Below are 25,133 nucleotides of genomic sequence, written 5' to 3'. Positions count from 1 at the left end.
GCTTCCCGATTCCCCATTCCCGTCCTCAGTGCTCCTCGAGCTCCATGTTGATGGCCAGCGAGCGGATCTCCTTCACCAGCACGTTGAAGGACTCCGGCATGCCCGCGACCATTTCGTAATTGCCGTCGACGATGTTCTTGTACATCTGGTTGCGGCCCTGCACGTCGTCGGACTTCACCGTCAGCATCTCCTGCAGGGTGTAGGCCGCGCCGTAGGCTTCCAGCGCCCAGACTTCCATCTCGCCGAAGCGCTGGCCGCCGAACTGCGCCTTGCCGCCCAGCGGCTGCTGGGTGACCAGCGAGTACGGGCCGGTCGAACGCGCGTGCATCTTGTCGTCGACCAGGTGGTTGAGCTTCAGCATGTGCATGTAGCCCACCGTGACCGGACGATCGAACGCCTCGCCGGTGCGACCGTCGTAGAGCGTGGTCTGGCCGCTCTCGGGCAGATCGGCGAGCCTGAGCATCGTCTTGATCTCCTCCTCGGTCGCGCCGTCGAACACCGGGGTGGCCATCGGCACGCCGTCGGTGAGGTTGCCGGCCAGGCGCAGCAGCTCCTCGTCGGAGAACTGCGACAGGTCGACGCGCTCGCCCACCAGCTTGCGGTCGTGGTTGTAGATCTGGTCGAGGAACGCGCGCAGGTCGTCGACCTTGGCCTTGGCTTCCAGCATGCGCTGGATCTTCTGGCCGAGGCCCTTGGCCGCCCAGCCCAGGTGCGTCTCGAGGATCTGGCCGATGTTCATTCGGCTCGGCACGCCCAGCGGGTTGAGCACGATGTCCACCGTCTCGCCGTTGGCCATGTACGGCATGTCCTCGACCGGGACGATGTTGGACACCACGCCCTTGTTGCCGTGGCGGCCGGCCATCTTGTCGCCCGGCTGGATGCGGCGCTTCACCGCGAGGAACACCTTGACCATCTTCAGCACGCCCGGGGCGAGGTCGTCGCCCGCGGTGATCTTGGCGCGCTTGTCGGCGAAGCGCTTCTCGAACTCCGCCTTGTGCGCCTCGATCTGCTTCTGCGCGCGCTCGATGGCCTCCACGGCCTCCTCGTCCTTCATGCGCAGGTTGAACCACTCCTTGCGCGGCAGGCTGTCGAGCACCAGGCTGGTGACGACGTCGCCCTTCTTCAGGCCGGCGCCGCCGTTGGCCACCTTGCCGATCAACTGCGAGCGCAGGCGGTCGTAGATCGCCGCCTCGAGGATGCGGAACTGGTCGTCGAAGTCCTTCTTGACGCGCTTGATCTCGCTCTCCTCGATCTGGCGCGCGCGGGCGTCCTTCTCGATGCCGTCGCGGGTGAACACCTGCACGTCGATCACGGTGCCGTCCATGCCCGGCGGCACGCGCAGCGAGCTGTCCTTCACGTCGGACGCCTTCTCGCCGAAGATCGCGCGCAGCAGCTTCTCCTCCGGCGTGAGCTGGGTCTCGCCCTTCGGCGTGACCTTGCCGACCAGGATGTCGCCGGCGCGCACCTCGGCGCCGATGTAGACCACGCCCGACTGGTCGAGGCGGTTGAGCGCCTGCTCGGACACGTTCGGGATGTCGGCGGTGATCTCCTCCGGCCCGAGCTTGGTGTCGCGCGCGACGCAGGTCAGCTCCTCGATGTGGATCGTGGTGTAGCGGTCTTCCTGGACGACCCGCTCGGACAGCAGGATCGAGTCCTCGAAGTTGTAGCCGTTCCACGGCATGAACGCGACCAGCATGTTCTGGCCGAGCGCGAGCTCGCCGATGTCGGTCGACGGACCGTCGGCCAGCACGTCGCCGCGCGCCACCACGTCGCCCACCTTCACCAGCGGACGCTGGTTGATGCAGGTGTTCTGGTTGGAGCGCGTGTACTTGACCAGCGTGTAGATGTCGACGCCGGCGTCGGTCTCGCCCTCGATCTCGCTCTCGTTGGCCTTGACCACGATGCGCGCCGCGTCGACCTGCTCGATCACGCCGCCGCGGCGGGCGTTGACGGTCACGCCCGAGTCGCGGGCGACCGCGCGCTCGATGCCGGTGCCGACCAGCGGCTTCTGCGCGCGCAGCGTCGGCACCGCCTGGCGCTGCATGTTGGCGCCCATCAGCGCGCGGTTGGCGTCGTCGTGCTCGAGGAACGGCACCAGCGCGGCCGCGACCGACACCGTCTGCATCGGCGAGACGTCCATGTAGTGGACCTCGCTCGGCGGCTTGAGCATCGACTCGCCCTGGTAGCGGCAGGCGACGAACTGCGCGGTGATCGCGCCCTTCTCGTCCACCGGCACGTTGGCCTGGGCGATGACGTACTCGTTCTCCTCGATCGCCGAGAGGAACTCGACCTCGTCGGTGACGCGGCCGTCCACCACCTTGCGGTACGGCGTCTCCAGGAAGCCGTAGCGGTTGGTGCGGGCGAACACCGCCAGCGAGTTGATCAGGCCGATGTTCGGACCTTCCGGCGTTTCGATCGTGCAGACGCGGCCGTAGTGGGTCGGGTGCACGTCGCGCACCTCGAAGCCGGCGCGCTCGCGGGTCAGACCGCCCGGACCCAGCGCCGAGACGCGACGCTTGTGCGTCACTTCCGACAGCGGGTTGTTCTGGTCCATGAACTGCGAGAGCTGCGAGGAGCCGAAGAACTCCTTGATCGCGGCCGCCACCGGCTTGGCGTTGATCAGCTCCTGCGGGGTGAGCCCTTCGGACTCGGCCATCGACAGGCGCTCCTTGACCGCGCGCTCCACGCGCACCAGGCCGACGCGGAACACGTTCTCGGCCATCTCGCCGACCGAACGCACGCGGCGATTGCCGAGGTGGTCGATGTCGTCCACCACGCCGCGGCCGTTGCGGATCTCGGTCAGCACGCGGATCACGTCGAGGATGTCGGAGCTGTCGCCGCACATGTCGCGCATGCGCACCGACTCGTCGTCCTTGCGGTCCTGGAAGTACTTGGCGTCGTACAGCACCGGCGCGCCCTCGGTCTCCTTGCGGCCGAGGCGGCGGTTGAACTTCATGCGGCCGACCGCGGACAGGTCGTAGCGCTCGAAGGTGAAGAACAGGTTGTGGAACAGGTTGAGCGCGGCTTCCTTGGTCGGCGGCTCGCCCGGACGCATCATGCGGTAGATCTCGACCAGCGCCTCGAGCTGGGTTTTGGTCGGATCGATGCGCAGCGTGTTGGAAATGTACGGACCGCGGTCGAGGTCGTTGACCCAAAGCGTGCCGACCGACGCCACGCCGGCCTTGCGGAAAGCCTTCAGGTGGTCGTCGTTGATCTCCTCGTTGGCGCTGGCCAACAGCTCGCCGGTCTTCGCGTCGACCACGTCGTGCGCGAGGATGCGGCCGAGCAGGTACTCGTCCGGCACCGCCAGCGCGGCGATGCCCGACTGCTCGAGCTGCTTGACGTGGCGCGCGGTGATGCGCTTGCCGGCTTCGACGATCACGCGGTCGCCGTCGGCCAGGTCGAAGTTGAGCGTCTCGCCGCGCAGGCGCTCCGGCACCAGCTCGAGCTGCACGCCTTCCGGCAGGATGTGGAAGGTGTTGATCTCGAAGAAGTGGCGCAGCATCTCCTCGTTGGAGTAGCCGAGCGCGCGCAGCAGGATCGTCACCGGCAGCTTGCGGCGGCGGTCGATGCGGCAGAACACGGCATCCTTCGGGTCGAACTCGAAGTCCAGCCACGAGCCGCGGTAGGGAATGATGCGGGCGCTGTACAGAAGCTTGCCCGAGCTGTGGGTCTTGCCGCGGTCGTGGTCGAAGAACACGCCCGGCGAGCGGTGCAGCTGGGAGACGATGACGCGCTCGGTGCCGTTGACGATGAAGGTGCCGTTCTCGGTCATGAGCGGGATCTCGCCCATGTAGACCTCTTGCTCCTTCACGTACTTGATCGCCTTGTTCGACGACTCGCGGTCGTAGATCACCAGGCGCACGGTCACGCGCAGCGGCGCGCCGTAGGACAGGCCGCGGTTGCGGCACTCGCGCTCGTCGAACGGCGGCTCGCCGAGCTTGTAGCCGACGTATTCGAGCGCGGCGTTGCCGCTGTAGCTGACGATCGGGAAGACCGACTTCAGCGCGGCGTGCAGACCCTTGTCCTCGCGCTGGGCCGGCTCGACGTCCTGCTGCAGGAACTCGCGGTAGGAATCGACCTGGATCGCCAGGAGGTAAGGCACCTCGAGGATCGACTTGCGCTTGCCGAAATCCTTGCGGACGCGCTTCTTTTCGGTGAACGAGTAATTCGTCGCTGTGGTCATGGTGCTACCGCCTCGCTAGAGCCGGGTATCGGGAACCGCCTCGGCCATCCGCCTGCTCGTGGATGCCGCGTCGTCACGACGCCCTTGGGGGAAGATCAAATTGCCAGTAGGAAGTCGCTGGTATTGCCGGCACCAGCACGCCCTCTCCCGCTACTTCCGACTGTCAACTCGGTGGACGGGAACCGGGAATCGGGAATGGGGAGTCGCAAGCAGGCAGGCCCTTTGCCGTTCGCTTCGACGATTCCCGATTCCCGATTCCCGGCTCCCGGCTTTACAACGGCCAAAGGCCGGGGGCTTGCACCCCCAGCCTTCGGTGGTCGCCTTGTACGAACGGCGACGCAAGTAACGCTTACTTCACTTCGACGGTGGCGCCAGCCGCCTCGAGATCCTTCTTGATCTTCGCGGCGTCGTCCTTCGACACGCCTTCCTTCACGACGCCGCCGGCCTCGGTGAGGTCCTTGGCTTCCTTCAGGCCCAGGCCGGTGATCGCGCGGACCACCTTGATGACCTCGACCTTCTTCTCGCCCGCCGACTTCAGGGTGACCGTGAACTCGGTCTGCTCTTCGGCCGGAGCGGCGGCCGCACCGGCGGCCGGGGCGGCGGCGACGGCGACCGGAGCGGCCGCGGACACGCCGAACTTCTCTTCCATCGCCTTCACCAGCTCCATCACCTCGACGAGGGTCTTGCTGGCGATCGCTTCGATGATCTGCTCGTTGGACAGGGACATGGTGTTTACCTCGGGTATCTCAAATGGAAACGGTTGAACGGTTCGGATTTCGTTTGCCGATGATCAGGGTCAGGCCGCCTTCTGCTGGCCGACCGCGTTGACCACGCGGGCGACCTGCGCCGCCGGCTCGGAGAGCAGACGGACCAGCTGGGTGGCGGGCTGCACCAGGACCGACAGCAGCATCGACAGGGCCTGCTCGCGGGTCGGCAGCGACGCGAGCACCTCGACATGGGTGCCCGGGTACATCTGCCCGCCGATCGAGACGAGGCGCGGCTTCAGCTTGTCGTTGGTCTTGGCGAACTCCTTGATCAGGCGGCCGGCGGCGCCGGGGTCTTCCTGCGAGAAGGCATACAGCAGCGGGCCGGTCAGCGCGTCCTTGACGACGGCGTAATCGGTACCCTCCACCGCGCGCGAGACCAGCGTGTTCTTCGCAACCTTCAGATACACGCCGTTCTGACGCGCCTTCTTGCGCATTTCGGTCAGCTCGGCGACCGTCAGACCCGCGTACTCCGACGCGACCAGCGAGAGCGCCTTGCCGGCGACCTCGGCCAGTTCGGCAACGACTTCCTGCTTCTGAGTCAGATTGAGAGCCATTGCACTCCTCCGTACTTAACGCCGCCGCCGCGCGGGTGTGCGGCGGCGGTCCTCGGTCGGCACCGTTCGGCGCGGTGCCGGGACGCCTCGCGGCGTCCGGGTGGTGGCCGTTTCCAAATCCGGTTGACCCGAAAACTGGAGGGGCGGCGACCATCTGCGCAGGCATCGCCCCGAAGGGCTCATTAAGCGGCTCGCTTTCACCGGGGGCGACTCCTTGCCAGCCGAGCCTCCCTGCCCGCCTCCGGTGCGCGCTGTCCGCGCCTGCGGTCTTTGACGGCGATCGCGCGGGCGAACCCGTGCGATGCCCTCAAAAGCGTGGCGGCGAACTTCGGCCCGCCGCCGGGTGTTGCGTTCGCCCGCTTGCGCGGGGTGCTGCTGCGTTGCCCCGCGGCAGCGGAATACCGGTCCTGCTTCCCGTGCCTCCGGCGCCCGGGCGTTGGAGGCACGGGATCCCCGCTTTCGCGGGGATGACGCAACCGCGAAGGCGCGCCATCCGTCGATGGATCCCCGCTTTCGCGGGGGTGACGCAACCGCGAAGGCGCGCCATCCGTCGGTGGATCCCTGCTTTCGCGGGGATGACGCATCGGCAAAGGCGCCCGCGCTGTGCGCGGGCGCGCCGATGCGTCACTTGCCGAGCGGGAGCGAGGCCTGGTCGACGATCACGCCCGGCCCCATGGTCGAGCTGATCGCGATCTTCTGCAGGTACTGACCCTTCGCCGTGGCCGGCTTGGCCTTCAGCAAGTCCGCCAGCAGCGCCTGCAGGTTCGACTTCAGCGCCTCGTCGTCGAAGCTGACCTTGCCGATCGTGCAGTGGATGATGCCGGCCTTGTCGGTGCGGTAACGCACCTGACCGGCCTTGGCGTTGCGCACGGCTTCGGCCGGGTTCGGCGACACGGTGCCCACCTTCGGGTTCGGCATCAGGCCGCGCGGGCCGAGCACCTGGCCGAGCTTGCCGACCACGCGCATCGCATCCGGGGTGGCGATCACCACGTCGTAGTTGAGGTCGCCGGCCATCATCTTCTCGGCCAGATCGTCCATACCGACCACGTCGGCGCCGGCGGCGAGGGCCTCATCGGCCTTGGCGCCGGCCGGGGCGAACACCGCCACGCGCACGGACTTGCCGGTGCCGGCCGGCAGCACGGTCGAGCCGCGCACCTGCTGGTCGGACTTCTTGGCATCGACGCCGAGACGCACGGCGACGTCCACCGATTCGGTGAACTTGGCGCGGGTCGCGGTCTTGACGATCTTGATCGCCTCGTCGATCGGGTAGGCCTTGCCCGGCACCACGGCCGCCTTGATGGCCTTCTGTCGCTTGGTCATCGCCATGGCTTAGCCCTCCACCACCAGACCCATGCTGCGGGCCGAGCCCGCGATCGTGCGCACCGCCGCATCCAGATCCGCCGCCGTCAGGTCGGGCTCCTTCAGCTTGGCGATCTCCTCGAGCTGCTTGCGCGTCACCTTGCCCACCTTGTCGGTGTTCGGGCGCTTGGAGCCCGACTGGATGCCGGCCGCCTTCTTCAGCAGGATCGTCGCCGGCGGGGTCTTGGTGACGAAGGTGAAGGTACGGTCCGAGTAGGCGGTGATGATCACCGGGATCGGAATGCCCGGCTCCATCTTCTGCGTGGCGGCGTTGAACGCCTTGCAGAACTCCATGATGTTGAGGCCGCGCTGACCGAGGGCGGGGCCCACCGGCGGCGACGGGTTGGCCTGGCCGGCCTTGACCTGCAGCTTGATGTAACCGACGACTTTCTTTGCCATTGCTTGACTCCTGCGAGTGCGAACGCCTTGCGGCTCCTCGCGTTGCGGCCGGCACGAACCGCTCGTGCCGGCGAATGCTTACTTGGCCTTCTCGACCTGGCCGAATTCCAGCTCGACCGGCGTGGAGCGTCCGAAGATCAGGACCGCCACGCGCAGGCGGCTCTTCTCGTAGTTGATCTCCTCGACCACGCCGTTGAAATCGTTGAACGGGCCGTCGGTGACGCGCACCATCTCGCCGACTTCGAACAGCACCTTCGGCTTGGGCTTCTCCACGCCTTCCTGCACGCGCTGCAGGATGGCGTCGGCCTCGGCGTCGGTGATCGGCAGCGGGCGGTCGGCGGTGCCGCCGATGAAGCCCATCACCTTCGGCGTCTCCTTGACCAGATGCCAGCTCTCGCTGTCGATGCGCGGAATGCCGCCTTCCATGTGGGTGGCGATCTGCACCAGCACATAACCGGGGAAGAACTTGCGCTCGGAACGGCGTTTCTGGCCGGAGCGCATCTCCACCACTTCCTCGGTCGGCACCAGCACGTCGCCGAAGCGGTCCTGCATGCCGTAACGGGCGATGCGGTCGCGCAGCGCCTGCGCCACCGACTTCTCGAAGCCGGAATAGGCGTGCACCACGTACCAGCGCTTCTGCACTTCGCTCATGTCCTTCACCGCCCCAGCAGGAACTTCACGCCAGCCTGGATCACCAGGTCGAAACCGGCCAGGATCAGCGACAGCACCACCACCATCACGACCACGACCCACGTCGTGCGCAGCGCCTCCTGGCGGGTCGGCCAGACGACCTTGCGCAATTCGAAACGCGATTCGGCCAGGAACTCGCGCGTCTGCCCGCCGCGCGCCGTCAGCAGGAACACACCGGCGCCCAGCACCAGACCGGCCACCACCAGCAGCGCGCGCAGGCCGATCGCCCACTGGGCGAACCAGTAGTAGCCGAACACGCCCGCCCCCACCAGCAGGAGGGCCAGAGCGTACTTGGCGAGGTCGCCGGCCGAGGCGGGCTTGGATTGTTCGACCTTGCTATTCATCAACCGCGATTCCCTCGCGAGTCCGTCCGTCCCTGACACGGACCTCTCGATGGTTCATGTCGTGGCGGTCCGCAGGACCGCGCGAAGTGGCACGCCAGGAGGGACTCGAACCCCCAACCTGCGGTTTTGGAGACCGCTGCTCTGCCGATTGAGCTACTGGCGTAAAACCGTTTTTTCCTCACTTGCCTTAGACGGCGACGGCGAGCCGTTGCCGACTCGCCTCGGGATCGCCGCTTCTGGCGTTGTTCCTTGGGTCCATGGGCGCCTGGCGCTCGCCTTGGTCCGCTTGCGCGGGTATGACGCAACCGCAAAGGCGCCTGGTCCATGGATCCCCGCTTTCGCGGGATGACGCATCCGCAAAGGCGCCTGCGCTGGGCGCAGGCGCGCGGTTGCGTCACTTCAGGATCTTCGCCACCACGCCGGCGCCGACCGTGCGGCCGCCCTCGCGGATCGCAAAGCGCAGACCCTCTTCCATCGCCACCGGGTTGATCAGCGACACCGACAGCTTCACGTTGTCGCCCGGCATCACCATCTCCACACCCTCCGGCAGCGTCACCGCGCCGGTCACGTCCGTGGTGCGGAAGTAGAACTGCGGACGGTAGCCCTTGAAGAACGGCGTGTGACGGCCGCCCTCCTCCTTCGACAGCACATACACCTCGCACTCGAAGTCGGTGTGCGGGGTGATCGTGCCCGGCTTCGCCAGCACCTGGCCGCGCTCCACTTCGTCGCGCTTGGTGCCGCGCAGCAGCAGACCCGCGTTGTCGCCCGCCTGACCCTGGTCCAGCAGCTTGCGGAACATCTCAACGCCGGTCACCGTGGTCTTGGTGGTCGGGCGGATGCCGACGATCTCGACTTCCTCGCCCACCTTGATCGTGCCGCGCTCGATTCGGCCGGTCACCACCGTGCCGCGACCGGAGATCGAGAACACGTCCTCCACCGGCATCAGGAACGGCTTGTCGATCGCGCGCTGCGGCTCCGGAATGTAGGTGTCCAGCGCGTCCACCAGCTTGATGATCGCCGGCACGCCGATCTCCGACTGGTCGCCTTCCAGCGCCTTCAGCGCCGAACCCTTGATGATCGGGGTGTCGTCGCCCGGGAAGTCGTACTTCGACAGCAGCTCACGCACCTCCATCTCCACCAGCTCCAGCAGCTCGGCGTCGTCCACCATGTCCGCCTTGTTCAGGAAGACCACGATGTACGGCACGCCCACCTGACGCGCCAGCAGGATGTGCTCGCGGGTCTGCGGCATCGGGCCGTCCGCCGCCGACACCACCAGGATCGCGCCGTCCATCTGCGCCGCACCGGTGATCATGTTCTTCACATAGTCGGCGTGACCCGGGCAGTCCACGTGCGCGTAGTGACGGGTCGGCGACTCGTACTCCACGTGCGCCGTCGAGATCGTGATGCCGCGCGCCTTCTCTTCCGGCGCCGCGTCGATCTGGTCGTACGCCTTGAACTCACCGCCGAAACGCTCGGCACCCACCTTCGTCAGCGCCGCCGTCAGCGTCGTCTTGCCGTGGTCCACGTGACCGATCGTGCCCACGTTCACGTGCGGCTTCTTGCGCTCGAACTTTTCTTTTGCCATGGCGGTCGCTTCTCGTTGAGACGGTTGGGTTGCGTTGGGCCCGTTTCGAAATGGTGCTCACGACTGGAATCGAACCAGCGACCTCCTCCTTACCAAGGAGGTGCTCTACCGACTGAGCTACGTGAGCGGAAACTCGTTTTCGCGCTATGCCTCGCGGATTCGGCGCGGAAGCGGCAATGGAGCGGGAGACGGGAATCGAACCCGCACCATCAGCTTGGAAGGCTGAGGTTCTACCATTGAACTACTCCCGCGCCGGGAGACTGCTACTGCACCGCACCCGAAGGCGCGGGTACAACGATCGGCGACAAACCGGATGGGCCGCGCCTTCGGCGCGCACGACGACGCTTCGCGTCGTCGCCGAACCAGCGGTGGTTCTCATCCACCTCTGGATCAGCCCGGCCACTTTCCCGCCGGTGAAACTCTTCACTCCGTTGAAGCTGGTGGAGGGAGGTGGATTCGAACCACCGAAGGCGTAAGCCAGCAGATTTACAGTCTGCCCCCGTTGGCCGCTTGGGTATCCCTCCAAAAGAGCCCGCAATTCTGGCGGGGCCGCGCGCGGAAGTCAACGGATGATGACGGGGCCGCGCTCGCTTGGCTCAGACGTTGAAGCGGAAGTGCAGGACGTCGCCCTCCTGGACACGGTAGTCCTTGCCTTCCAGCCGCAGGCGGCCGGCATCGCGGGCGCCGGCTTCGCCGCCGTAGCGGATGAAGTCGTCGTAGGCGATGGTCTCGGCGCGGATGAAGCCCTTCTCGAAATCGCTGTGGATCACGCCGGCGGCCTGCGGCGCGGTGGCGCCGACCTTCACGGTCCAGGCGCGGACTTCCTTCACGCCGGCGGTGAAGTAGGTCTGCAGGCCGAGCAGGCGGTAGGCGGCGCGGATCACGCGGTTCAGGCCGGGCTCGTCGAGGCCGAGGTCGGCCAGGAAGGCGTCGCGGTCGGCGTCGTCGAGCTGGGCCAGCTCCTCCTCGATGGCGGCGCACACCGGCACCACCTCGGCGCCCTCGGACGCGGCGCGGGCGCGCACGGCGTCCAGGTGCGGATTGCCGGTGAAGCCGTCCTCGAGCACGTTGGCGACGTACATCACCGGCTTGAGGGTCAGCAGGAACAGGTCGCGGACCAGCGCACGCTCGTCCTCGCCCAGTCCGAGCGCGCGGGCGGTGCGGCCCTCATTGAGCCCGGCGGCGAGCCGGGTCAGCACGGCCTTGCGCGCGATCGCCTCCTTGTCGCCGCCCTTGGCCGCACGCTCGGCCTTGGCCAGCGCCTTCTCGACCGTCTCCAGGTCGGCCAGCGCCAGTTCGGTGTCGATGGTCTCGATGTCGGCGATCGGGTCGACCCGGCCGGCGACATGGACGATGTCGGGGTGCTCGAAGCAGCGCACGACGTGGGCGATCGCATCGACCTCGCGGATGTGCGAGAGGAACTTGTTGCCCAGCCCCTCGCCGCTGGCGGCGCCGGCGACCAGGCCGGCGATGTCGACGAACTCGACCGCGGTGGGGATCACCTTTTGCGGCTTGACGATCTCCGCCAGCGCGTTCAGGCGCGGATCCGGCACCGGCACCACGCCCACGTTGGGCTCGATGGTGCAGAACGGGAAGTTGGCGGCGGCGATGCCGGCCTTGGTCAGCGCGTTGAACAGGGTCGACTTGCCGACGTTCGGCAGGCCGACGATGCCGCATTTGATGCCCATGGTGTTGGTCCGGGAATGGGGAATCGGGAATGGGAATCGAGATGCGGGACGGGGCGTCGGTCAGCGACTTCCGGTTCCCGATTCCCGATTCCCGGCCGTATGCAGGCGCTTCATCGCCTCGTTGAAATCGCCGGTCACCGCCAGCGGCAGGACCGCCAGCGCGTCGTCGATGGCGCGCAGGATCGCGGCCTCGTCGTCGCGGCCGGGGCGGCCCAGCACCCAGGGGGTGACGCGGTCCTTGTGGCCGGGGTGGCCGATGCCGACCCGCAGGCGGTGGAAGCGGGCATGGCCGAGCAGGCGAATGATGTCGCGCAGGCCGTTCTGGCCGCCGTGGCCGCCGTCGAACTTGAGCCGGGCGGTGCCCGGCGGCAGGTCGAGCTCGTCGTGGGCGACCAGCATCTGCTCCGGCTCGATCTTCCAGTAGCGCAGCGCGGCGGCGACCGACTTGCCGGAAAGATTCATGAAGGTGGCCGGCTTGAGCAGCCAGAGCGACTGGCCGGCGAGCGTCGCCTTGGCGGTTTCGCCGAACAGTTTGGATTCCAGCCCGAAGCGCGCCCCGGCCTGTTCGGCGAGGGCGTCCACCAGCCAGAAACCGGCGTTGTGCCGGGTCTTGGCATGTTCGGGGCCGGGGTTGCCGAGCCCCACGATCAGGCGCAGGCCGGTCACGGGTCAGCGGAAGCGGAGGGACGGGAGGGCGGCGGTGCGGGGGCTTCGCCGCGACGGGCGGCGGCGCGACCGGTCGCGGACCGGGCACGCCGCCCCCTGCAGGCTCCCCCTGCGCGCAGGGGGACGCGGCGCCGTGCGGGGCGGGCCCGCACGGCACGGGCGAGGGCTTACTTCTTGCCCTCGTCCTTCTTGGTGACCTTGGCGGCCGGCACTTCGGCCGGCGCCTCGGCCGGGGCTTCCTCGGCTTCCTCGCGGGCGTGCTTGGCGATCACCACCGCGACGTCGTGCTCCTTGCCGAGCTTGAGCTCGGGGATCTCCACGCCGGCCGGCAGCGTGAGGTCGGACAGGTGGACGATGTCGCCGACCTTCAGCTCGCCGAGGTCGACCTCGATGAACTCCGGCAGATCCTTCGGCAGGCAGCTGATCTCGATCTCGTTGAGCTCGTGCAGGATCACCACGCCCGCGGTCTTGCCGGCCGGCGACTTCTCCTGGTTGAGGAAGTGCAGCGGCACCTTCACGCGCAGGGCCTGGTTGGCGTCCACGCGCTGGAAGTCCAGATGCATGATCAGCTGCTTGTACGGATGACGCTGCATGTCGCGCAGCAGCACGCTCTCGCGCTGGCCGTCGACTTCGAGCGTCAGGATGGACGAGTAGAACCACTCGTTCTGGCTGGCGATCCAAGTCTTCTCGTGCTCGAGCTGGATCGACTTGGGGGCGGACTGACCGCCGTAGACGACGGCCGGGATGAAGCCGGAACGACGCAGGCGGCGGCTCGCACCTTTCCCCTCGTCCTTGCGGCCCACGGCCTGGATGATGTGTTCGGACATTGCGGTTTACTCACTTGCTGCGTTGAGCCGCATCGCTGCGGCGGAAAGCCTCGCCCGCGACCAGGCGAGGGGGTGAAGCCGGGATTCGGATCGGGATCCGTCAAAGCCGGAAGTTGCGAATCCCGAATGGCGAATCCCGTCAATCGATGTAGAGCGAACTCACCGACTCGCCGAACGCCACGCGCCGGATGGTCTCGGCGAGCAGCTCGGCGACGCTGAGCTGGCGGATGCGGCCGCAGGCGCGGGCGGCCTCGCTCAGCGGGATGGTGTCGGTCACCACCAGCTCGTCGAGCTGCGACTTGCCGATGTTGTCGATCGCCGCGCCGGACAGCACCGGGTGGGTGCAGTAGGCGACCACCTTCGACGCGCCCTGCGCCTTCAGCGCCGCGGCCGCCGCGCACAGCGTGCCGGCGGTATCGACGATGTCGTCGACCAGCACGCAGGTCTTCTCGCGCACGTCGCCGATGATGTTCATCACCGTGGCGACGTTGGCGCGCGGGCGGCGCTTGTCGATGATGGCGAGGTCCGCATCGTCGAGCCGCTTGGCGATCGCGCGCGCGCGCACCACGCCGCCGACGTCGGGCGAGACGACGATGACGTTCTGCGTGCCGTGCGTGCGCCAGATGTCGGCCAGCAGCAGCGGCGAGGCGTAGACGTTGTCGACCGGGATGTCGAAGAAGCCCTGGATCTGGTCGGCGTGCAGGTCGACCGTGAGCACGCGGTCGGTGCCCACCGCGGTGAACATCTTGGCCGCGACCTTGGCGGTGATCGGCACGCGCGAGGAACGCGGGCGGCGGTCCTGGCGGGCATAGCCGAAGTACGGCACCACCGCGGTCACGCTGGCGGCCGAGGCGCGCTTGAGCGCGTCCACCAGCACCAGCAGCTCCATGAAGTTCTCGGCGGTCGGCGCGCAGGTCGGCTGGACCACGAACACTTCCTGCCGGCGCACGTTCTCCTCGATCTCGATCTGCACCTCGCCGTCGGAGAAGCGACCGACCAGCGCCTTGCCCGGGCGCACGCCCAGCTCGCGGCAGACGGCGTCGGCCAGCGGGCGGTTGGCGTTGCCGCTGAAGACCAGGAGGTTGCGATCGTTCTGCATGGCCGCGGTCGGGAGTGAAGAATCGGGAACGGAGAATCGGGATCGGATCCGGGGGCGGGTGGCGCGCCTGCACGCACGCGGCGTTCGATTCCCGATTCCCGAACTGGCAGGGGCGGTAGGATTCGAACCTACGAATGCCGGGATCAAAACCCGGTGCCTTGGACCTCTTGGCGACGCCCCTGTGGCGTCCGCTCGAGGGCGTCCCGCAGCGGCGAGCGCGCGGCGCCGGCGGCGACCCAGACCCGCAGGTCCGGCGCCAGCCGCGCCCGGGCCGCCTCGGCGGCCTCGCGAGTGGAAAACTCGACGAAGCAGCCGCTGCCGGTGCCGGTCAGCCGCGGCGTGCCGGTCTGCGCCAGCAGGCGGAAGGCCGCGTCCACCGCCGGCTCCCGCGCGCGCAGCACCGGCTCGAACGCGTTGCCGAGCGGTACCCCCGAAACGAAGTCGTGCATTGTCGCGGGCGCGGCATTGCGCGTCAATTCAGGGGCTTGGAAGAGCGCGGCGGTCGGAACGTGGACGCCGGGGTCGGCGATCAGGTACCAGGCCGGCGGCAGGTCGACCGCCACCAGCGCTTCCCCCACCCCCTCGGCCCAGGCGTTGCGGCCGCGCACGAACACCGGCACGTCGGCGCCGAGGCGCAGACCGAGCGTGGCCAGGGCGTCCTCGTCCAGGCCGGTGCCCCACAGGGCGTCGAGCGCGACCAGCACGGTCGCCGCGTCGGACGAACCGCCGCCGAAGCCGCCGCCGGCGGGGATGCGCTTGTCGACCGCGACGTCGGCGCCCAGCCGGGTGCCGGTGGCCTGCTGCAGCAGGCGCGCGGCGCGCACCAGCAGGTCGTCCTCCTCGGCAACACCGGGCACCGAGGCGCCGACGCGGCGAATCGCGCCGTCGCCGCGCACCCGCAGGCGCACGGTGTCGCCCCAGTCGAGCAGGCGGAACACGGTCTGCAGCAGGTGGTAGCCGTCGGCGCGGCGGCCGGTGATGCGCAGGAACAGGTTGAGCTTGGCCGGCGCGGGCCAGGCGGTCCAGCCGGCGTCGCTCATGGCGCGGACGCGGTGTCGGCGGCGGACCCGAGGCGGGCGGCGTCGATCGCCAGCCGCACGCGGACGGGGTCGCGGCGGGCCTCGATACGGGCCGGAAATTCCGGCGCGGCGGCGCCGTCGGGCCAGACGTAGGCGATGGTCCAGCCGTCCTGGGCGATGCGCGCGGGCAGGCCGTCCGGGCCGAACTCGATCACCGCCGGCTCTCCCGGCGCGCGCGCGCCGCGCACCCACCACGCCAGCGCCTCGACCGGCACCGGCCAGCCGGTGGTTTCGTGCAGCAGCGCCGCCGGGTCTTCGCTCTCGCGCGGACCGCCAGGCAGGCCCTCGATGCGCGCGGCGGCGGCATCGCCGGTCAGCCGCCAGCTCTGCCGGGTGACGGGCGCGCTGACCGCGATCCGGTAGCGGCTGCCCTGCTGGGTCCACTCGATCCGCCCGCTGCCGCCGTCCCTGCCGTTGGCGACGGCGATGCGGCCTTCCAGATGCCAGTCGGCCTGCGCGCGGACGGCCGCCTCGCGCGCCTGCTGCGCGGCTTCGGCCTGGGCGGCGGGCACGGCCGGGCGCGGCGGCGCGACGGTGCAGCCGGCCAGCGCGAGCGCGATCCCCGCCGGCGCGAGCCACCGCTTCACGCGTCGCCTCCGGTCCTGGCCGCCGGCGCCGGCGCGGCGGGCAGCCGGGCGCCGGTCTTCTCCAGCGCGCGCCGCAGGGCGCGGTTCTCCGGATCGAGCTTGCGCGCCATTTCGAAGTACTTCATCGCCTCCTCGCGCTGGCCGCTGACCCACAGCACCTCGGCCAGGTGCGCGGCGATCTCGGGATCCTTCTGCAGCGTGAGCGCGCGGCGCAGTTCGACCAGCGCTTCCTTGTGCCGGCCGAGGCGGTACAGGACCCAGCCGTAGCTGTCGACGATCGCGCCGGATTCGGGCTCGGCGGCGCGCGCGCGGTCGATCAGCTCGAGCGCCTCCTGGTAGCGCGTGGTGCGGTCGGCGAGGGTGTAACCGAGCGCGTTGAGGGCGGCGACGTTGTCCGGGTCGATGACCAGGATGCGGCGCAGGTCGGCCTCGGCGCGCGGGATGTCGTCCTGCCGCTCGTAGCTCAGCGCGCGGGCGTAGAGGATCTCCGGCTCGTCCGGGAACGCCGCCAGGCCGCGCGCGTAGGCGTCCATCTCGGCGGCCGTCTCGCCGTCCTTCTGGTACAACGCCGCTTCCAGCAGGTAGGCGTCGCGGCGGACCTCTTCCTCGGCGGCGGCGTCCGACTGGATCGCGCGCAGGCGATCGTAGGCCTCGCGCTTGCGGTCCAGTTCGTGCAGCACGTTGGCGCTGCGCAGGCGGGCCTGCCAGCGCTGCGGGCCGCCAGGCACGCCCTCGTACCAGTCGAGTGCTTCGGCATGGCGTTCGAGGAACTCGGCCATGCGGCCGAGCAGCAGCCGGCGGCCCGGGTCGGGCCGCGCGGCGTCGGCCTTCAATTCCCCGTACAGACGGGCGAGGCCGGCCTTGTCCTCCGCCTGCGCCAGCAGCGCCGCGCGCTGGGCGATGGTCTGCTCGTCCTGCGGGCCGGCGGCGAGCAGCCGCTCGGCCTCGGCATAGTCGCGCAGGCGGAAGTACTCGTCGGCGAGCAGACGGCGCAGGGTGGCGTCGCCGGCCAGCTTCGGCTCGAGCTCGCGCAGGGCTGCGCGGGCCTCGTCGGTCCGCCCCGCCTCGCGCAACTGGTTGGCGCGCAGCAGGCCCACCCGCGGTTCGCCGGGAAACCGGCGCACCACCTCGTCCACCACCCGCTCGGCGAGCTGCGGCTGTTCGAGCTGCTGCGCCAGGCCGCCGAAGGCGAGCCACGCCGGCAGGTGATCCGGGATGCGGCCCTCGTTGATCAGGCGGCGCAGGATCGGCACCGCCTGCGCGGGCTCGCGGGTGCCGGTGCTGAGCACCGCCAGCGCCTGCTTCCAGCCGTCCTCGCCGGGCGCGGCCAGCAGCGCGTTGAGCTGCGCGCGCGCGGTGGCGGTGTCGTTGCGGCGCAGCGCGAGCACGGCTTCGGCGCCGCGCAGGGCGAGCGCGTCTTCGGGCGGGGCGAGCCGCTTCCAGAGCGCCAGCGCCTGCGCGGTGCGCGCATCGTCCTTGGCCAGCAGGGCGATGCGGGTGGCGCGCGAGGCCAGCTCGGCATCCTCCGCGGCGCGCGCGGCCTCGAGATAGGCCGCAGCCGCCTCCTTCAGGCGCCCGGCCTGCAGGGCGAATTCGCCCACCAGTGCGGGCTCCAGCGCCCGCGCGATGCGGTCGCGCGGCAGCGGCGCGCGGGCGGGCTCGGCGGCGACCGCCTGGATCGACAGGACGGCGCAGATCGCGACGATGAACAGCCGCGTGCGGGCGCGTGCGGGCATGGGGGTCCGGGCGGCCGGTAGAATGACGGCCTTCGGCAGCCAGCTTAGCGCAAGCGCCTGAACCCACTCCCGTGACGCTGTACGCCCTCGGCCTCAACCATCAGACCGCGCCGGTCAGCCTGCGCGAGCGGGTCGCCTTCTCCGGCGAGGCGCTCGCCGCGGCGTTGCGCGGGCTGAAGGCGTTGCCGGGCGTATCGGAGGCCGCGCTGCTGTCCACCTGCAACCGCACCGAGATCTACGTCGCCGCCGAGGGCGAGGCCGATGCGCTGGCCGACTGGCTCGCGCGCCAGGCCGGCCAGGCGGCGCAGACGCTGCAGGCCTACCTCTATCTGCACCGCGACGAGGGCGCGGTGCGGCACCTGTTCCGCGTCGCCACCGGGCTGGATTCGCTGGTGCTGGGCGAGCCGCAGATCCTCGGCCAGGTGAAGGAAGCCTGGGCGACCGCGCGCGCCGCCGGCACGCTGGGGCGCGAACTCGACCGCCTGTTCCAGCAGGCGTTCGCCACCGCCAAGCGCGCGCGCACCGACACCCGCATCGGCGCCAACCCGGTCTCGGTGGCCTCGGCGGCGGTGCGGCTGGCGCAGGAATCGTTCGCGCGGCTGGAGGATTCCACCGTGCTGCTGATCGGCGCCGGCGAGACCATCGAGCTGGCCGCGCGTCACCTGGTGCAGGCGAAGGCCAAACGCCTGCTGGTCGCCAACCGCACGCTGGCGCATGCGCAGGAACTGGCGCTGCGCCACGGCGGCTACGCGCTGCCGCTGGCCGACCTCGACCGCCACCTGGCCGAGGCCGACATCGTGATCTCCGCCACCGCCGCGCGCGAGCCGATCCTGCACACGCACCAGGTGCGGGCCGCGCTCGGCGCCCGGCGGCACCGGCCGATGCTGCTGCTGGACCTCGCCGTACCGCGCGACATCGCCGCCGACGTCGCGCAGCTCGAGGACGCCTTCGTCTACACCGTCGACGACCTCGAGCAGGTCATCGAGGACAACCGCCGCAGCCGGCGCGAGGCCGCGGAGGAGGCGGAAGCCATCATCGAGCTTCAGGTCGCTCGCTACCGCGAGCAGATCGCCGCGCGCCGCCACAGCGAACCGCTGAAGCGCCTGCGCGCGCACGGCGAGGCCGCCCGCGCCGAGGCGCTGGAGAAGGCGCTGGAGCGCCTGCGCGCGGGCGAGTCGCCCGAAGCGGCGCTGCAGTTGCTCGCCCACACCCTCACCAACCGCCTGCTGCACGCGCCGACGGTGGCGCTGCGCGAGGCGGCGCTGATCGGCGACGTCGAACTGACCCGCGCCGCCGAACAGCTCTTCCCTCCCCTGCCGTCGCGGACCGATGACGCCGACCCTGCGCCGTAAGCTCGAGGCGCTGGTCGAACGGCGCGAGGAACTCGAACGTCTGCTCGCCGATCCCGCCGTGATCGGCGATGGCGAACGCTTCCGCGCGCTGTCGCGCGAGTTCGCGCAGCTCGAGCCGGTGGCCGCCGCGATGGCCGCCGAGCGCCAGGCGCGCGCCGATCTCGCCGCCGCCGAGGCGATGCGCGCCGATCCCGAGCTGCGCGAGCTGGCCGAGGAGGAATCGGCCGCCGCGCAGGCGCGCCTGCAGCGGCTCGAACAGGAGCTGCTGGCGCACCTGATTCCGAAGGACCCGCGCGACGAAGGCGACCTCTACCTGGAAGTGCGCGCCGGCACCGGCGGCGACGAGGCGGCGATCTTCGCCGGCGACCTGTTCCGGATGTACGCGCGCTACGCCGAGCGCCAGGGCTGGAAGGTCGAGGTGGAATCGGCCAATCCGGGCGAGCATGGCGGCTTCAAGGAGATCATCGCCCGCGTCGAGGGCCGCGGCGCCTATTCCCGGCTGAAGTTCGAGTCCGGCACCCATCGCGTGCAGCGCGTGCCCGAGACCGAGTCCCAGGGCCGCATCCACACCTCGGCGGCGACGGTGGCGATCATCCCGGTGGAACCGGAGGGCGCGCCGATCGAGATCAATCCGGCCGAGCTGCGCATCGACACCTACCGTTCCTCCGGCGCCGGCGGCCAGCACGTCAACAAGACCGATTCGGCGGTGCGCATCACCCACCTGCCGAGCGGCCTGGTGGTCGAAAGCCAGACCGAGCGCAGCCAGCACGCCAACCGCGACAAGGCGATGAAGCGGCTCAAAGCGATGCTGGCCGAGGCGCAGGCGGCCAAGGCCGCCGCCGCACAGGCTTCGATGCGCAAGCTGCAGGTCGGCAGCGGCGACCGCAGCCAGCGCATCCGCACCTACAACTTCCCGCAGGGCCGCATCACCGACCATCGCGTCGAAGGCCTGACGCTGTACGACCTGCCGAACATCCTCGAGGGCGACCTCGACGCGCTGATCGGCCGGCTGATGGCGGAGCACCAGGCGGACGAGCTGGCGCGCCTCACGCGCGGCGACTGACCGCCCGGCGGAGAGCCCGCCTGTCCGCGCGTCGCGCGCGCTACGCTGTGCGCTTTTCGCCGCCGCGCCGATGATCGAGATCCGCACCGCCACCTTCGCCGACGCCGAAGCGCTCGGCGCGCTGTTCGACGCCTACCGCCGCTTCTACGGCCAGCCGCCCGCCCCGCACTGCGCGCGCGAGTTCCTGCAGCAGCGCCTGCGCAACGGCGAATCGCGCGTCCTGCTCGCGGAACGCGACGGCGCCGCCGTCGGCTTCGCCCAGCTCTACCCGACGTGGTCGTCGGTGCGGCTGGGCCGGCTGTGGATCCTCAACGACCTGTTCGTCGAGCAAGGCGCGCGCCGGCAGGGCGTGGCGCGCGCGCTGCTGGACGCGGCGGCCGCGTTCGCGCGCGAGGACGGCGCGGTCGGCATCGTGCTGGAGACCGCGCGCGACAACGCCGCCGCGCGCGCGCTCTATCGCGGCGCGGGCTGGCGCGAGGAGGCGACGCAGTGGTACGGCCTGTCCTTCGAACAGGCACCGCGCGACCAGCCGCTGTTTTCCTACGGCACCCTGCAGGACGAGGCGGTGCAGCAGCGCCTGTTCGGCCGCAGTCTGCACGGCACGCCCGACGCGCTGGTCGGATACCGGCTCGACTGGCTGGAGACGCGCGACCCCGATGCCGTCGCCACCAGCGGCATCGTCCGCCATCCGGTGGTGCACGCCACCGGCGACGACCGCGATCGCGTGCCCGGCACGCTGTTCCGGCTGACCGCGGCGGAGCTGGCGCGCGCCGACGACTACGAGGCCGACGACTACCGCCGCGTGCAGGTGCGGCTGGCCTCCGGCGCCGACGCCTGGCTGTACGTGGAAGCGCCATGAGCGCCGACCCGCGCAGCGCCGCCCGAGCCGCGGTGCAGCGTGCACCGCACGACGCGCTGGCCTGGATCCTGCTCGCCGAGGCCGAACTGGACGCCGGCGACGCGCGCGCGGGCGAGGCCGCGGCGAACCGCGCGCTGGCGCTGCGGCCCGGCCATCCCGAGGCGCTGGCGCGGCTGGGACGGGCGCAGTGGATGCAGGGCCGCCGCGAGGAGGCCGCCGACAGCCTGCGGCGCGCTTCGGCGAACGCGCCCGCGCACGCCGGCATCGCCGTGTGGCTCGGCCATACGCTGGAGGACATCGGCGCCTGGGAGGAGGCCGGCGAGGCCTACGCCCGCGCGCACGCGCTGGCGCCGCAGGAACCGATGATCGCCGGCTACCTGCTGCACCTGCGCCGCAAGCTGTGCGACTGGCGCGGCCTCGACGCGCTCGCCCTGCAGGTGCGCGCCGCCGTGCGGGCCGGGCAGGCCGCAGTCGAGCCGTTCGCCTTCCTCAGCGAGGACGCCACGCCGGCCGAGCAACTGCAATGCGCCCGCCTGCGCGCGCGGGCGGTGGCGGCCGCGGTGCGTCCGCTGCCGCCCCCGCCGCCGCGCGATCCCGCGGCGCGCCTGCGGGTCGGCTTCCTGTCCAACGGCTTCGGCGCGCACCCGACCGGGCTGCTCACCGCGGCGATGTTCGAAGCGCTGCGCGCACTCGATCCGTTCGAAGCGCACCTGTTCGCGCTCAACCCCGACGACGGCAGCACGATCCGGCAGCGCCTCGCCCACGCCGCGCACGCCGTGCACGACGTCGCCGGCCAGCCGCATGCGGCGGTGGCGCAGCGCATCCGCGATGCGGGCATCGACGTGCTGTTCGACCTGCGCGGCTGGGGCGGCGGCGGCGCCCCGGAGGTGCTGGCGATGCGGCCGGCGCGGGTGCAGGTGAACTGGCTGGCGTATCCGGGCACGTCCGGCGCGCCGTGGATCGACCACGTGCTGGCCGACGGCTTCGTGCTGCCGGAGGCGCTGCAGCCGCACTTCAGCGAACGGGTGATCCGCCTGCCGCGCGCGTTCCAGCCGTCCGACACCGCGCGCGCCGCGCCGGTCCCGATGCCGCGCGCGGAATGCGGGCTGCCCGAGCACGCGGTGGTGTTCTGCTGCTTCAACAACAGCTACAAGCTCAACCCGCGCAGCGTGGCGCGCGCGCTGGCGGTGCTGCGCGAGGTGGAGGGCAGCGTCCTGTGGCTGCTGTCCGGCCCCGGCCGCGCCGACGAGCGGCTGCGGGCGTTCGCGCAGGCGCAGGGGGTGGACCCCGCGCGCCTGGTGTTCATGCCCAAGCAGCCGCACGCGGAGTACCTGGCGCGCCTGGCGCAGGCCGACCTCTTTCTCGATACCGGCCCCTACAACGCGCACACCACCGCATCGGACGCGCTGTGGGCCGGTTGCCCGGTGCTCACGCGGCCGGGCGACACCTTCGCCGCGCGCGTCGCCGGCAGCCTCAACCACCATCTCGGCCTGGACGCGATGAACGTCGACAGCGACGAGGCCTTCGTCGCGCGCGCGGTCGCGCTCGGACGCGACGCCCACGCCCGCCGCGCGCTGCGCGCGGAGCTGACCGAACGGCGACGCGTGTCCGGGCTGTTCGACATGGACGGCTTCGCGCGCGATTTCGCCGCCGCGGTGGCCGCGATGGCGACACCGCCGGCGCGATCGCCCTGACGCCGCGCCCGCCTCGCCGCCGCCGCGATGGCCGATGGAGTAGGCTCAGCCGATGACCGCGCAGACCGACTTCGTGCCGCTGCGGATCGCCGTGCTCACGGTGTCCGACACCCGCACCCTGCCGGAGGACACCTCCGGCGACTACCTCGTGCACGCGCTGGCCGAGGACGGCCACATCCTGCACGAACGCGTGCTGCTGCCCGACGACAAGTACCGCCTGCGCGCGCAGGTGTCGCTGTGGATCGCCGATCCGCACGTGGACGGCATCCTGGTGACCGGCGGCACCGGGTTCACCGGCCGCGATTCCACCCCGGAAGCGCTGCTGCCGCTGCTCGACAAGGAGATGCCCGGCTTCGGCGAGCTGTTCCGCATGCTCAGCTACGAGGAGATCGGCACCTCGACCGTGCAGTCGCGCGCGTTCGCCGGGCTGGCCAACGCCACCTTCGTGTTCGCCCTGCCCGGTTCGACGTCGGCCTGCCGCACCGCGTGGGAGCGCATCATCCGCGCGCAGCTCGACGCGCGCACGCGCCCCTGCAACCTCGCCGCGCTGCGCCCGCGGCTGAAGGAGTGACGCATGCCGCTGGACACCACGCTGCGCCTGCTCGCCCGCGCCCGCGGACTCACCACCGCCGACATCGCCACCGCCATTCCGCGCGCCGGCGTGGCCACCGTGCGCGCCTGGCTCACCGGCGAGAAACAGCCCGGACGCGAGCAGCTCGCGGCGCTGGCGCGCACCTTCGGCGTGCCGGCCGGCGCGCTGCTGGCCGAACTGGCGAGCACGCTCGATCCGGCACGCACCGCCGGCGAACACGACCTGCTCGCCGCCTACCGCGCGCTCGATGCGCGCCAGCAGGGCGCGCTGCTGGAAGTGGCGCGCAGCATGGCCGGCCAGCGCCGCGCGGCGCGCAAGCGATCGCGATGAAGAAGCTCAAGCGCAAGGAATACGAGCAACGCCTGAAGCCGCTGCACTGCGAACTGGCGGCGATGGCGCACTGGGTGCGCGAAACGGGGCAGCGGCTGGTGGTGCTGTTCGAGGGCCGCGACACCGCCGGCAAGGGCGGCACCATCGACGCCATCCGGGCGCACATCAATCCGCGCCAGTGCCGCGTGGTGGCCTTGCCCAAGCCCGGCGAGCGCGAGCGCACGCAGTGGTACTTCCAGCGCTACGTGCCGCATCTGCCCGCCGCCGGCGAGATCGCGCTGTTCGATCGGAGCTGGTACAACCGCGCCGGCGTCGAGCAGGTGATGGGCTACGCCGACGAGGCGCAGGTCGCGCTGTTCCTGAAGCAGGCGCCGGTGTTCGAACAGATGCTGGTGGAGGACGGCATCCTGCTGTTCAAGTACTGGCTCTGCTGCGACCAGGCGAAGCAGGAGGAACGCTTCGCCGAGCGGCTGGAGAATCCGCTCAAGCGCTGGAAGCTTTCGCCGGTGGACGTGCGCGCGCGCGAACGCTACGAGGACTACACCCGCGCCCGCGACGCCATGCTGCGCGCCACCCATACGCCGTGGGCGCCGTGGACGCTGGTCGACTTCAACGACCAGAAGCGCGGCCGTCTGACGCTGATCCGCGATCTGCTCTCGCGCCTGCCGGATACCGCGCTGCCGCCGGTGGAGATCGGCCTGCCGCCGCTGGATGGCAAGCCGCGCAAGGAACGCTACCGGGTGCTGAAGCCGATTCCGTCGGTGGAGTGAAGGGCGACGCGGGTGCGGAGCGGGCCGGAGGCGGGCGGGCTCCGTTCCCCGCGTCGGCCGGCCCGCCCGTGCTTCGGCAGGCTCGCCACGGCCGGGCCGGCGAGGGCGGCAGGCACGTGCGCGAGCCTCGACGCCACCACCCGCACGTCGGCCCTAGCCGATACCGAACCCCTCGCCCGCCTCGTCCTCCGCGGCGGCGCAGCGCTCCACGCGTTCCACCCGCGCCAGCGGCGGGCCGTCGTGCAGCCAGGCGTGCAGGCGTTCGATCGCGTCGGCCGCGCCCACCGCCAGCACCTCCACCCGCCCATCGGCCAGGTTGCGCGCATGCCCGCGCAGGCCGAGGCGGCGCGCCTGCTCGCGGGTGTGCGCGCGGAACGCGACGCCCTGCACGCGGCCGCTCACGAAGAAGCGCGCCGCGCTCACCGGCGACCGGCTCCGTGCGCGGCGATCGCGTCCTCGATCGCCTTCGCGGTCACCGGGCCGAGAAAGGTCTTCGCGACCTGCCCGTCCGGCGCGATCAGATAGGTCATCGGCAGCCCGCGCGGCGTTTCGAAATCCTCCGGCGGCGCGGTGACGTCGAGGATCGCGATCGGATACACCACCGGCACCTTGCGCAGGAACTCGCGCATCGCCGCCGGGTCGATCTCCTCGTAGGCCAGTCCGACCACCTCGATGTGCTCGCGCATCGTGTCCAGCGCCGACAGTTCCGGCATCTCCTTGATGCAGGGCTTGCACCAGGTCGCCCAGAAGTTGACCACCACCCAGCGCCCGCGGCGCTCGGCGAGGTCGAACGTGCCGCCGTCGAGCGTGGTCACGCGCAGGCGCGGCACCGTGCGCGACGGCGCCTGCGCGGCCTCGGCGCTCGCCGCCGGTTGCGCGGGGGCCGCCGGCGCGGCGGGCGGCGCGG

General features: G+C 70.6%; 24 protein-coding genes and 5 tRNA genes. 7 read left to right on the top strand and 22 right to left on the bottom strand.

Annotated features, from left to right (window positions below):
* Nucleotides 1-25: 25 nt before the first annotated feature.
* The 20 genes from rpoB to FQY64_RS05820 all read right to left on the bottom strand — a co-directional run bounded on the left by rpoB (nt 26) and on the right by FQY64_RS05820 (nt 17,566).
* Nucleotides 26-4,186, bottom strand: coding sequence for a DNA-directed RNA polymerase subunit beta (gene rpoB, locus FQY64_RS05915; protein ID WP_146472876.1), 4,161 nt, complete (start codon nt 4,184-4,186; stop codon nt 26-28).
* A 349-nt stretch (nt 4,187-4,535) separates the two neighbouring features.
* Nucleotides 4,536-4,913, bottom strand: coding sequence for a 50S ribosomal protein L7/L12 (rplL, locus tag FQY64_RS05910; protein WP_146472874.1), 378 nt, complete (start codon nt 4,911-4,913; stop codon nt 4,536-4,538).
* Between the two features lie 69 nt (nt 4,914-4,982).
* Entirely contained in the window at nt 4,983-5,507 is a 525-nt protein-coding gene (gene rplJ, locus FQY64_RS05905) for a 50S ribosomal protein L10 (protein ID WP_146472872.1), read from the bottom strand.
* A gap of 624 nt (nt 5,508-6,131) precedes the next feature.
* Nucleotides 6,132-6,833, bottom strand: coding sequence for a 50S ribosomal protein L1 (rplA, locus tag FQY64_RS05900; protein ID WP_146472869.1), 702 nt, complete (start codon nt 6,831-6,833; stop codon nt 6,132-6,134).
* A 3-nt stretch (nt 6,834-6,836) separates the two neighbouring features.
* Complete coding sequence (rplK, locus tag FQY64_RS05895; RefSeq protein ID WP_146472867.1) at nt 6,837-7,265, bottom strand: 50S ribosomal protein L11; 429 nt, start codon at nt 7,263-7,265, stop codon at nt 6,837-6,839.
* 78 nt (nt 7,266-7,343) lie between these two features.
* Nucleotides 7,344-7,916 carry a transcription termination/antitermination protein NusG gene (gene nusG, locus FQY64_RS05890; RefSeq protein WP_146472865.1) on the bottom strand — a complete coding sequence of 191 codons (573 nt, stop codon included), beginning with the start codon at nt 7,914-7,916 and terminating at the stop codon, nt 7,344-7,346.
* A 5-nt stretch (nt 7,917-7,921) separates the two neighbouring features.
* Nucleotides 7,922-8,299 carry a preprotein translocase subunit SecE gene (gene secE, locus FQY64_RS05885; RefSeq protein ID WP_146472863.1) on the bottom strand — a complete coding sequence of 126 codons (378 nt, stop codon included), beginning with the start codon at nt 8,297-8,299 and terminating at the stop codon, nt 7,922-7,924.
* Nucleotides 8,300-8,386: 87 nt separating this feature from the next.
* A tRNA-Trp gene (locus FQY64_RS05880) sits at nt 8,387-8,462 on the bottom strand.
* A gap of 231 nt (nt 8,463-8,693) precedes the next feature.
* Nucleotides 8,694-9,884: an elongation factor Tu gene (gene tuf / locus FQY64_RS05875; protein ID WP_146472861.1), complete on the bottom strand. Its 1,191-nt coding sequence runs from the start codon at nt 9,882-9,884 to the stop codon at nt 8,694-8,696.
* A gap of 51 nt (nt 9,885-9,935) precedes the next feature.
* A tRNA-Thr gene (locus FQY64_RS05870) sits at nt 9,936-10,011 on the bottom strand.
* 50 nt (nt 10,012-10,061) lie between these two features.
* Nucleotides 10,062-10,135, bottom strand: a tRNA-Gly gene (locus FQY64_RS05865).
* A gap of 187 nt (nt 10,136-10,322) precedes the next feature.
* Nucleotides 10,323-10,408, bottom strand: a tRNA-Tyr gene (locus FQY64_RS05860).
* A gap of 72 nt (nt 10,409-10,480) precedes the next feature.
* Nucleotides 10,481-11,572 carry a redox-regulated ATPase YchF gene (gene ychF, locus FQY64_RS05855; RefSeq protein ID WP_146472859.1) on the bottom strand — a complete coding sequence of 364 codons (1,092 nt, stop codon included), beginning with the start codon at nt 11,570-11,572 and terminating at the stop codon, nt 10,481-10,483.
* A gap of 60 nt (nt 11,573-11,632) precedes the next feature.
* Nucleotides 11,633-12,238 (bottom strand): aminoacyl-tRNA hydrolase, encoded by a 606-nt coding sequence (gene pth / locus FQY64_RS05850; RefSeq protein WP_146472857.1) that lies wholly within the window; start codon nt 12,236-12,238, stop codon nt 11,633-11,635.
* Nucleotides 12,239-12,405: 167 nt separating this feature from the next.
* A complete protein-coding gene (locus FQY64_RS05845; protein WP_146472855.1) occupies nt 12,406-13,065 on the bottom strand; it encodes a 50S ribosomal protein L25/general stress protein Ctc in 660 nt (219 codons plus the stop codon).
* A 139-nt stretch (nt 13,066-13,204) separates the two neighbouring features.
* Nucleotides 13,205-14,164, bottom strand: coding sequence for a ribose-phosphate diphosphokinase (locus tag FQY64_RS05840; RefSeq protein WP_146472853.1), 960 nt, complete (start codon nt 14,162-14,164; stop codon nt 13,205-13,207).
* A 104-nt stretch (nt 14,165-14,268) separates the two neighbouring features.
* A tRNA-Gln gene (locus tag FQY64_RS05835) sits at nt 14,269-14,345 on the bottom strand.
* Complete coding sequence (gene ispE / locus FQY64_RS05830; RefSeq protein ID WP_146472851.1) at nt 14,308-15,204, bottom strand: 4-(cytidine 5'-diphospho)-2-C-methyl-D-erythritol kinase; 897 nt, start codon at nt 15,202-15,204, stop codon at nt 14,308-14,310. The genes FQY64_RS05835 and ispE overlap by 38 nt, the downstream gene beginning before the upstream one ends.
* A complete protein-coding gene (lolB, locus tag FQY64_RS05825) occupies nt 15,201-15,830 on the bottom strand; it encodes a lipoprotein insertase outer membrane protein LolB (RefSeq protein WP_146472849.1) in 630 nt (209 codons plus the stop codon). The genes ispE and lolB overlap by 4 nt, the downstream gene beginning before the upstream one ends.
* Nucleotides 15,827-17,566, bottom strand: coding sequence for a tetratricopeptide repeat protein (locus FQY64_RS05820; protein WP_146472847.1), 1,740 nt, complete (start codon nt 17,564-17,566; stop codon nt 15,827-15,829). Before FQY64_RS05820 ends, lolB begins: the two co-directional genes overlap by 4 nt.
* A 71-nt stretch (nt 17,567-17,637) precedes the next feature.
* On the opposite strand from FQY64_RS05820, the gene hemA reads away from it, so the two are divergent.
* From hemA to ppk2, 7 genes are all read left to right on the top strand, one after another.
* A complete protein-coding gene (gene hemA, locus FQY64_RS05815) occupies nt 17,638-18,918 on the top strand; it encodes a glutamyl-tRNA reductase (RefSeq protein WP_146472845.1) in 1,281 nt (426 codons plus the stop codon).
* Complete coding sequence (prfA, locus tag FQY64_RS05810; protein WP_146472843.1) at nt 18,896-19,981, top strand: peptide chain release factor 1; 1,086 nt, start codon at nt 18,896-18,898, stop codon at nt 19,979-19,981. The genes hemA and prfA overlap by 23 nt, the downstream gene beginning before the upstream one ends.
* 70 nt (nt 19,982-20,051) lie before the next feature.
* Nucleotides 20,052-20,840: a GNAT family N-acetyltransferase gene (locus tag FQY64_RS15210; RefSeq protein WP_308435017.1), complete on the top strand. Its 789-nt coding sequence runs from the start codon at nt 20,052-20,054 to the stop codon at nt 20,838-20,840.
* Nucleotides 20,837-22,534 carry an O-linked N-acetylglucosamine transferase, SPINDLY family protein gene (locus tag FQY64_RS05795; RefSeq protein ID WP_146472841.1) on the top strand — a complete coding sequence of 566 codons (1,698 nt, stop codon included), beginning with the start codon at nt 20,837-20,839 and terminating at the stop codon, nt 22,532-22,534. The genes FQY64_RS15210 and FQY64_RS05795 overlap by 4 nt, the downstream gene beginning before the upstream one ends.
* 52 nt (nt 22,535-22,586) lie before the next feature.
* Nucleotides 22,587-23,105, top strand: a complete 519-nt coding sequence (moaB, locus tag FQY64_RS05790; RefSeq protein ID WP_146472839.1) for a molybdenum cofactor biosynthesis protein B — start codon at nt 22,587-22,589, stop codon at nt 23,103-23,105.
* A 3-nt stretch (nt 23,106-23,108) separates the two neighbouring features.
* Nucleotides 23,109-23,456, top strand: coding sequence for a helix-turn-helix domain-containing protein (locus FQY64_RS05785; protein ID WP_146472837.1), 348 nt, complete (start codon nt 23,109-23,111; stop codon nt 23,454-23,456).
* Entirely contained in the window at nt 23,453-24,226 is a 774-nt protein-coding gene (gene ppk2, locus FQY64_RS05780) for a polyphosphate kinase 2 (RefSeq protein WP_146472835.1), read from the top strand. Before FQY64_RS05785 ends, ppk2 begins: the two co-directional genes overlap by 4 nt.
* A gap of 153 nt (nt 24,227-24,379) precedes the next feature.
* Here the strand turns inward: ppk2 and yccX are convergent, their stop codons facing one another.
* Together yccX and FQY64_RS05770 are read right to left on the bottom strand one after the other, a co-directional pair.
* Nucleotides 24,380-24,649, bottom strand: a complete 270-nt coding sequence (gene yccX / locus FQY64_RS05775) for an acylphosphatase (RefSeq protein ID WP_146472833.1) — start codon at nt 24,647-24,649, stop codon at nt 24,380-24,382.
* A partial coding sequence (locus FQY64_RS05770; RefSeq protein ID WP_244942401.1) for a TlpA family protein disulfide reductase occupies nt 24,646-25,133 on the bottom strand: 488 nt, incomplete at its 5' end. The genes yccX and FQY64_RS05770, both read right to left, overlap by 4 nt.

The sequence above is a fragment of the Vulcaniibacterium thermophilum genome, from assembly GCF_007923255.1.
Classification (GTDB): Bacteria; Pseudomonadota; Gammaproteobacteria; order Xanthomonadales; family Xanthomonadaceae; genus Lysobacter_F; species Lysobacter_F thermophilum.
Note: the sequence above shows the minus strand (reverse complement) of the source record. Positions and strands in the feature narration are given on the sequence as shown.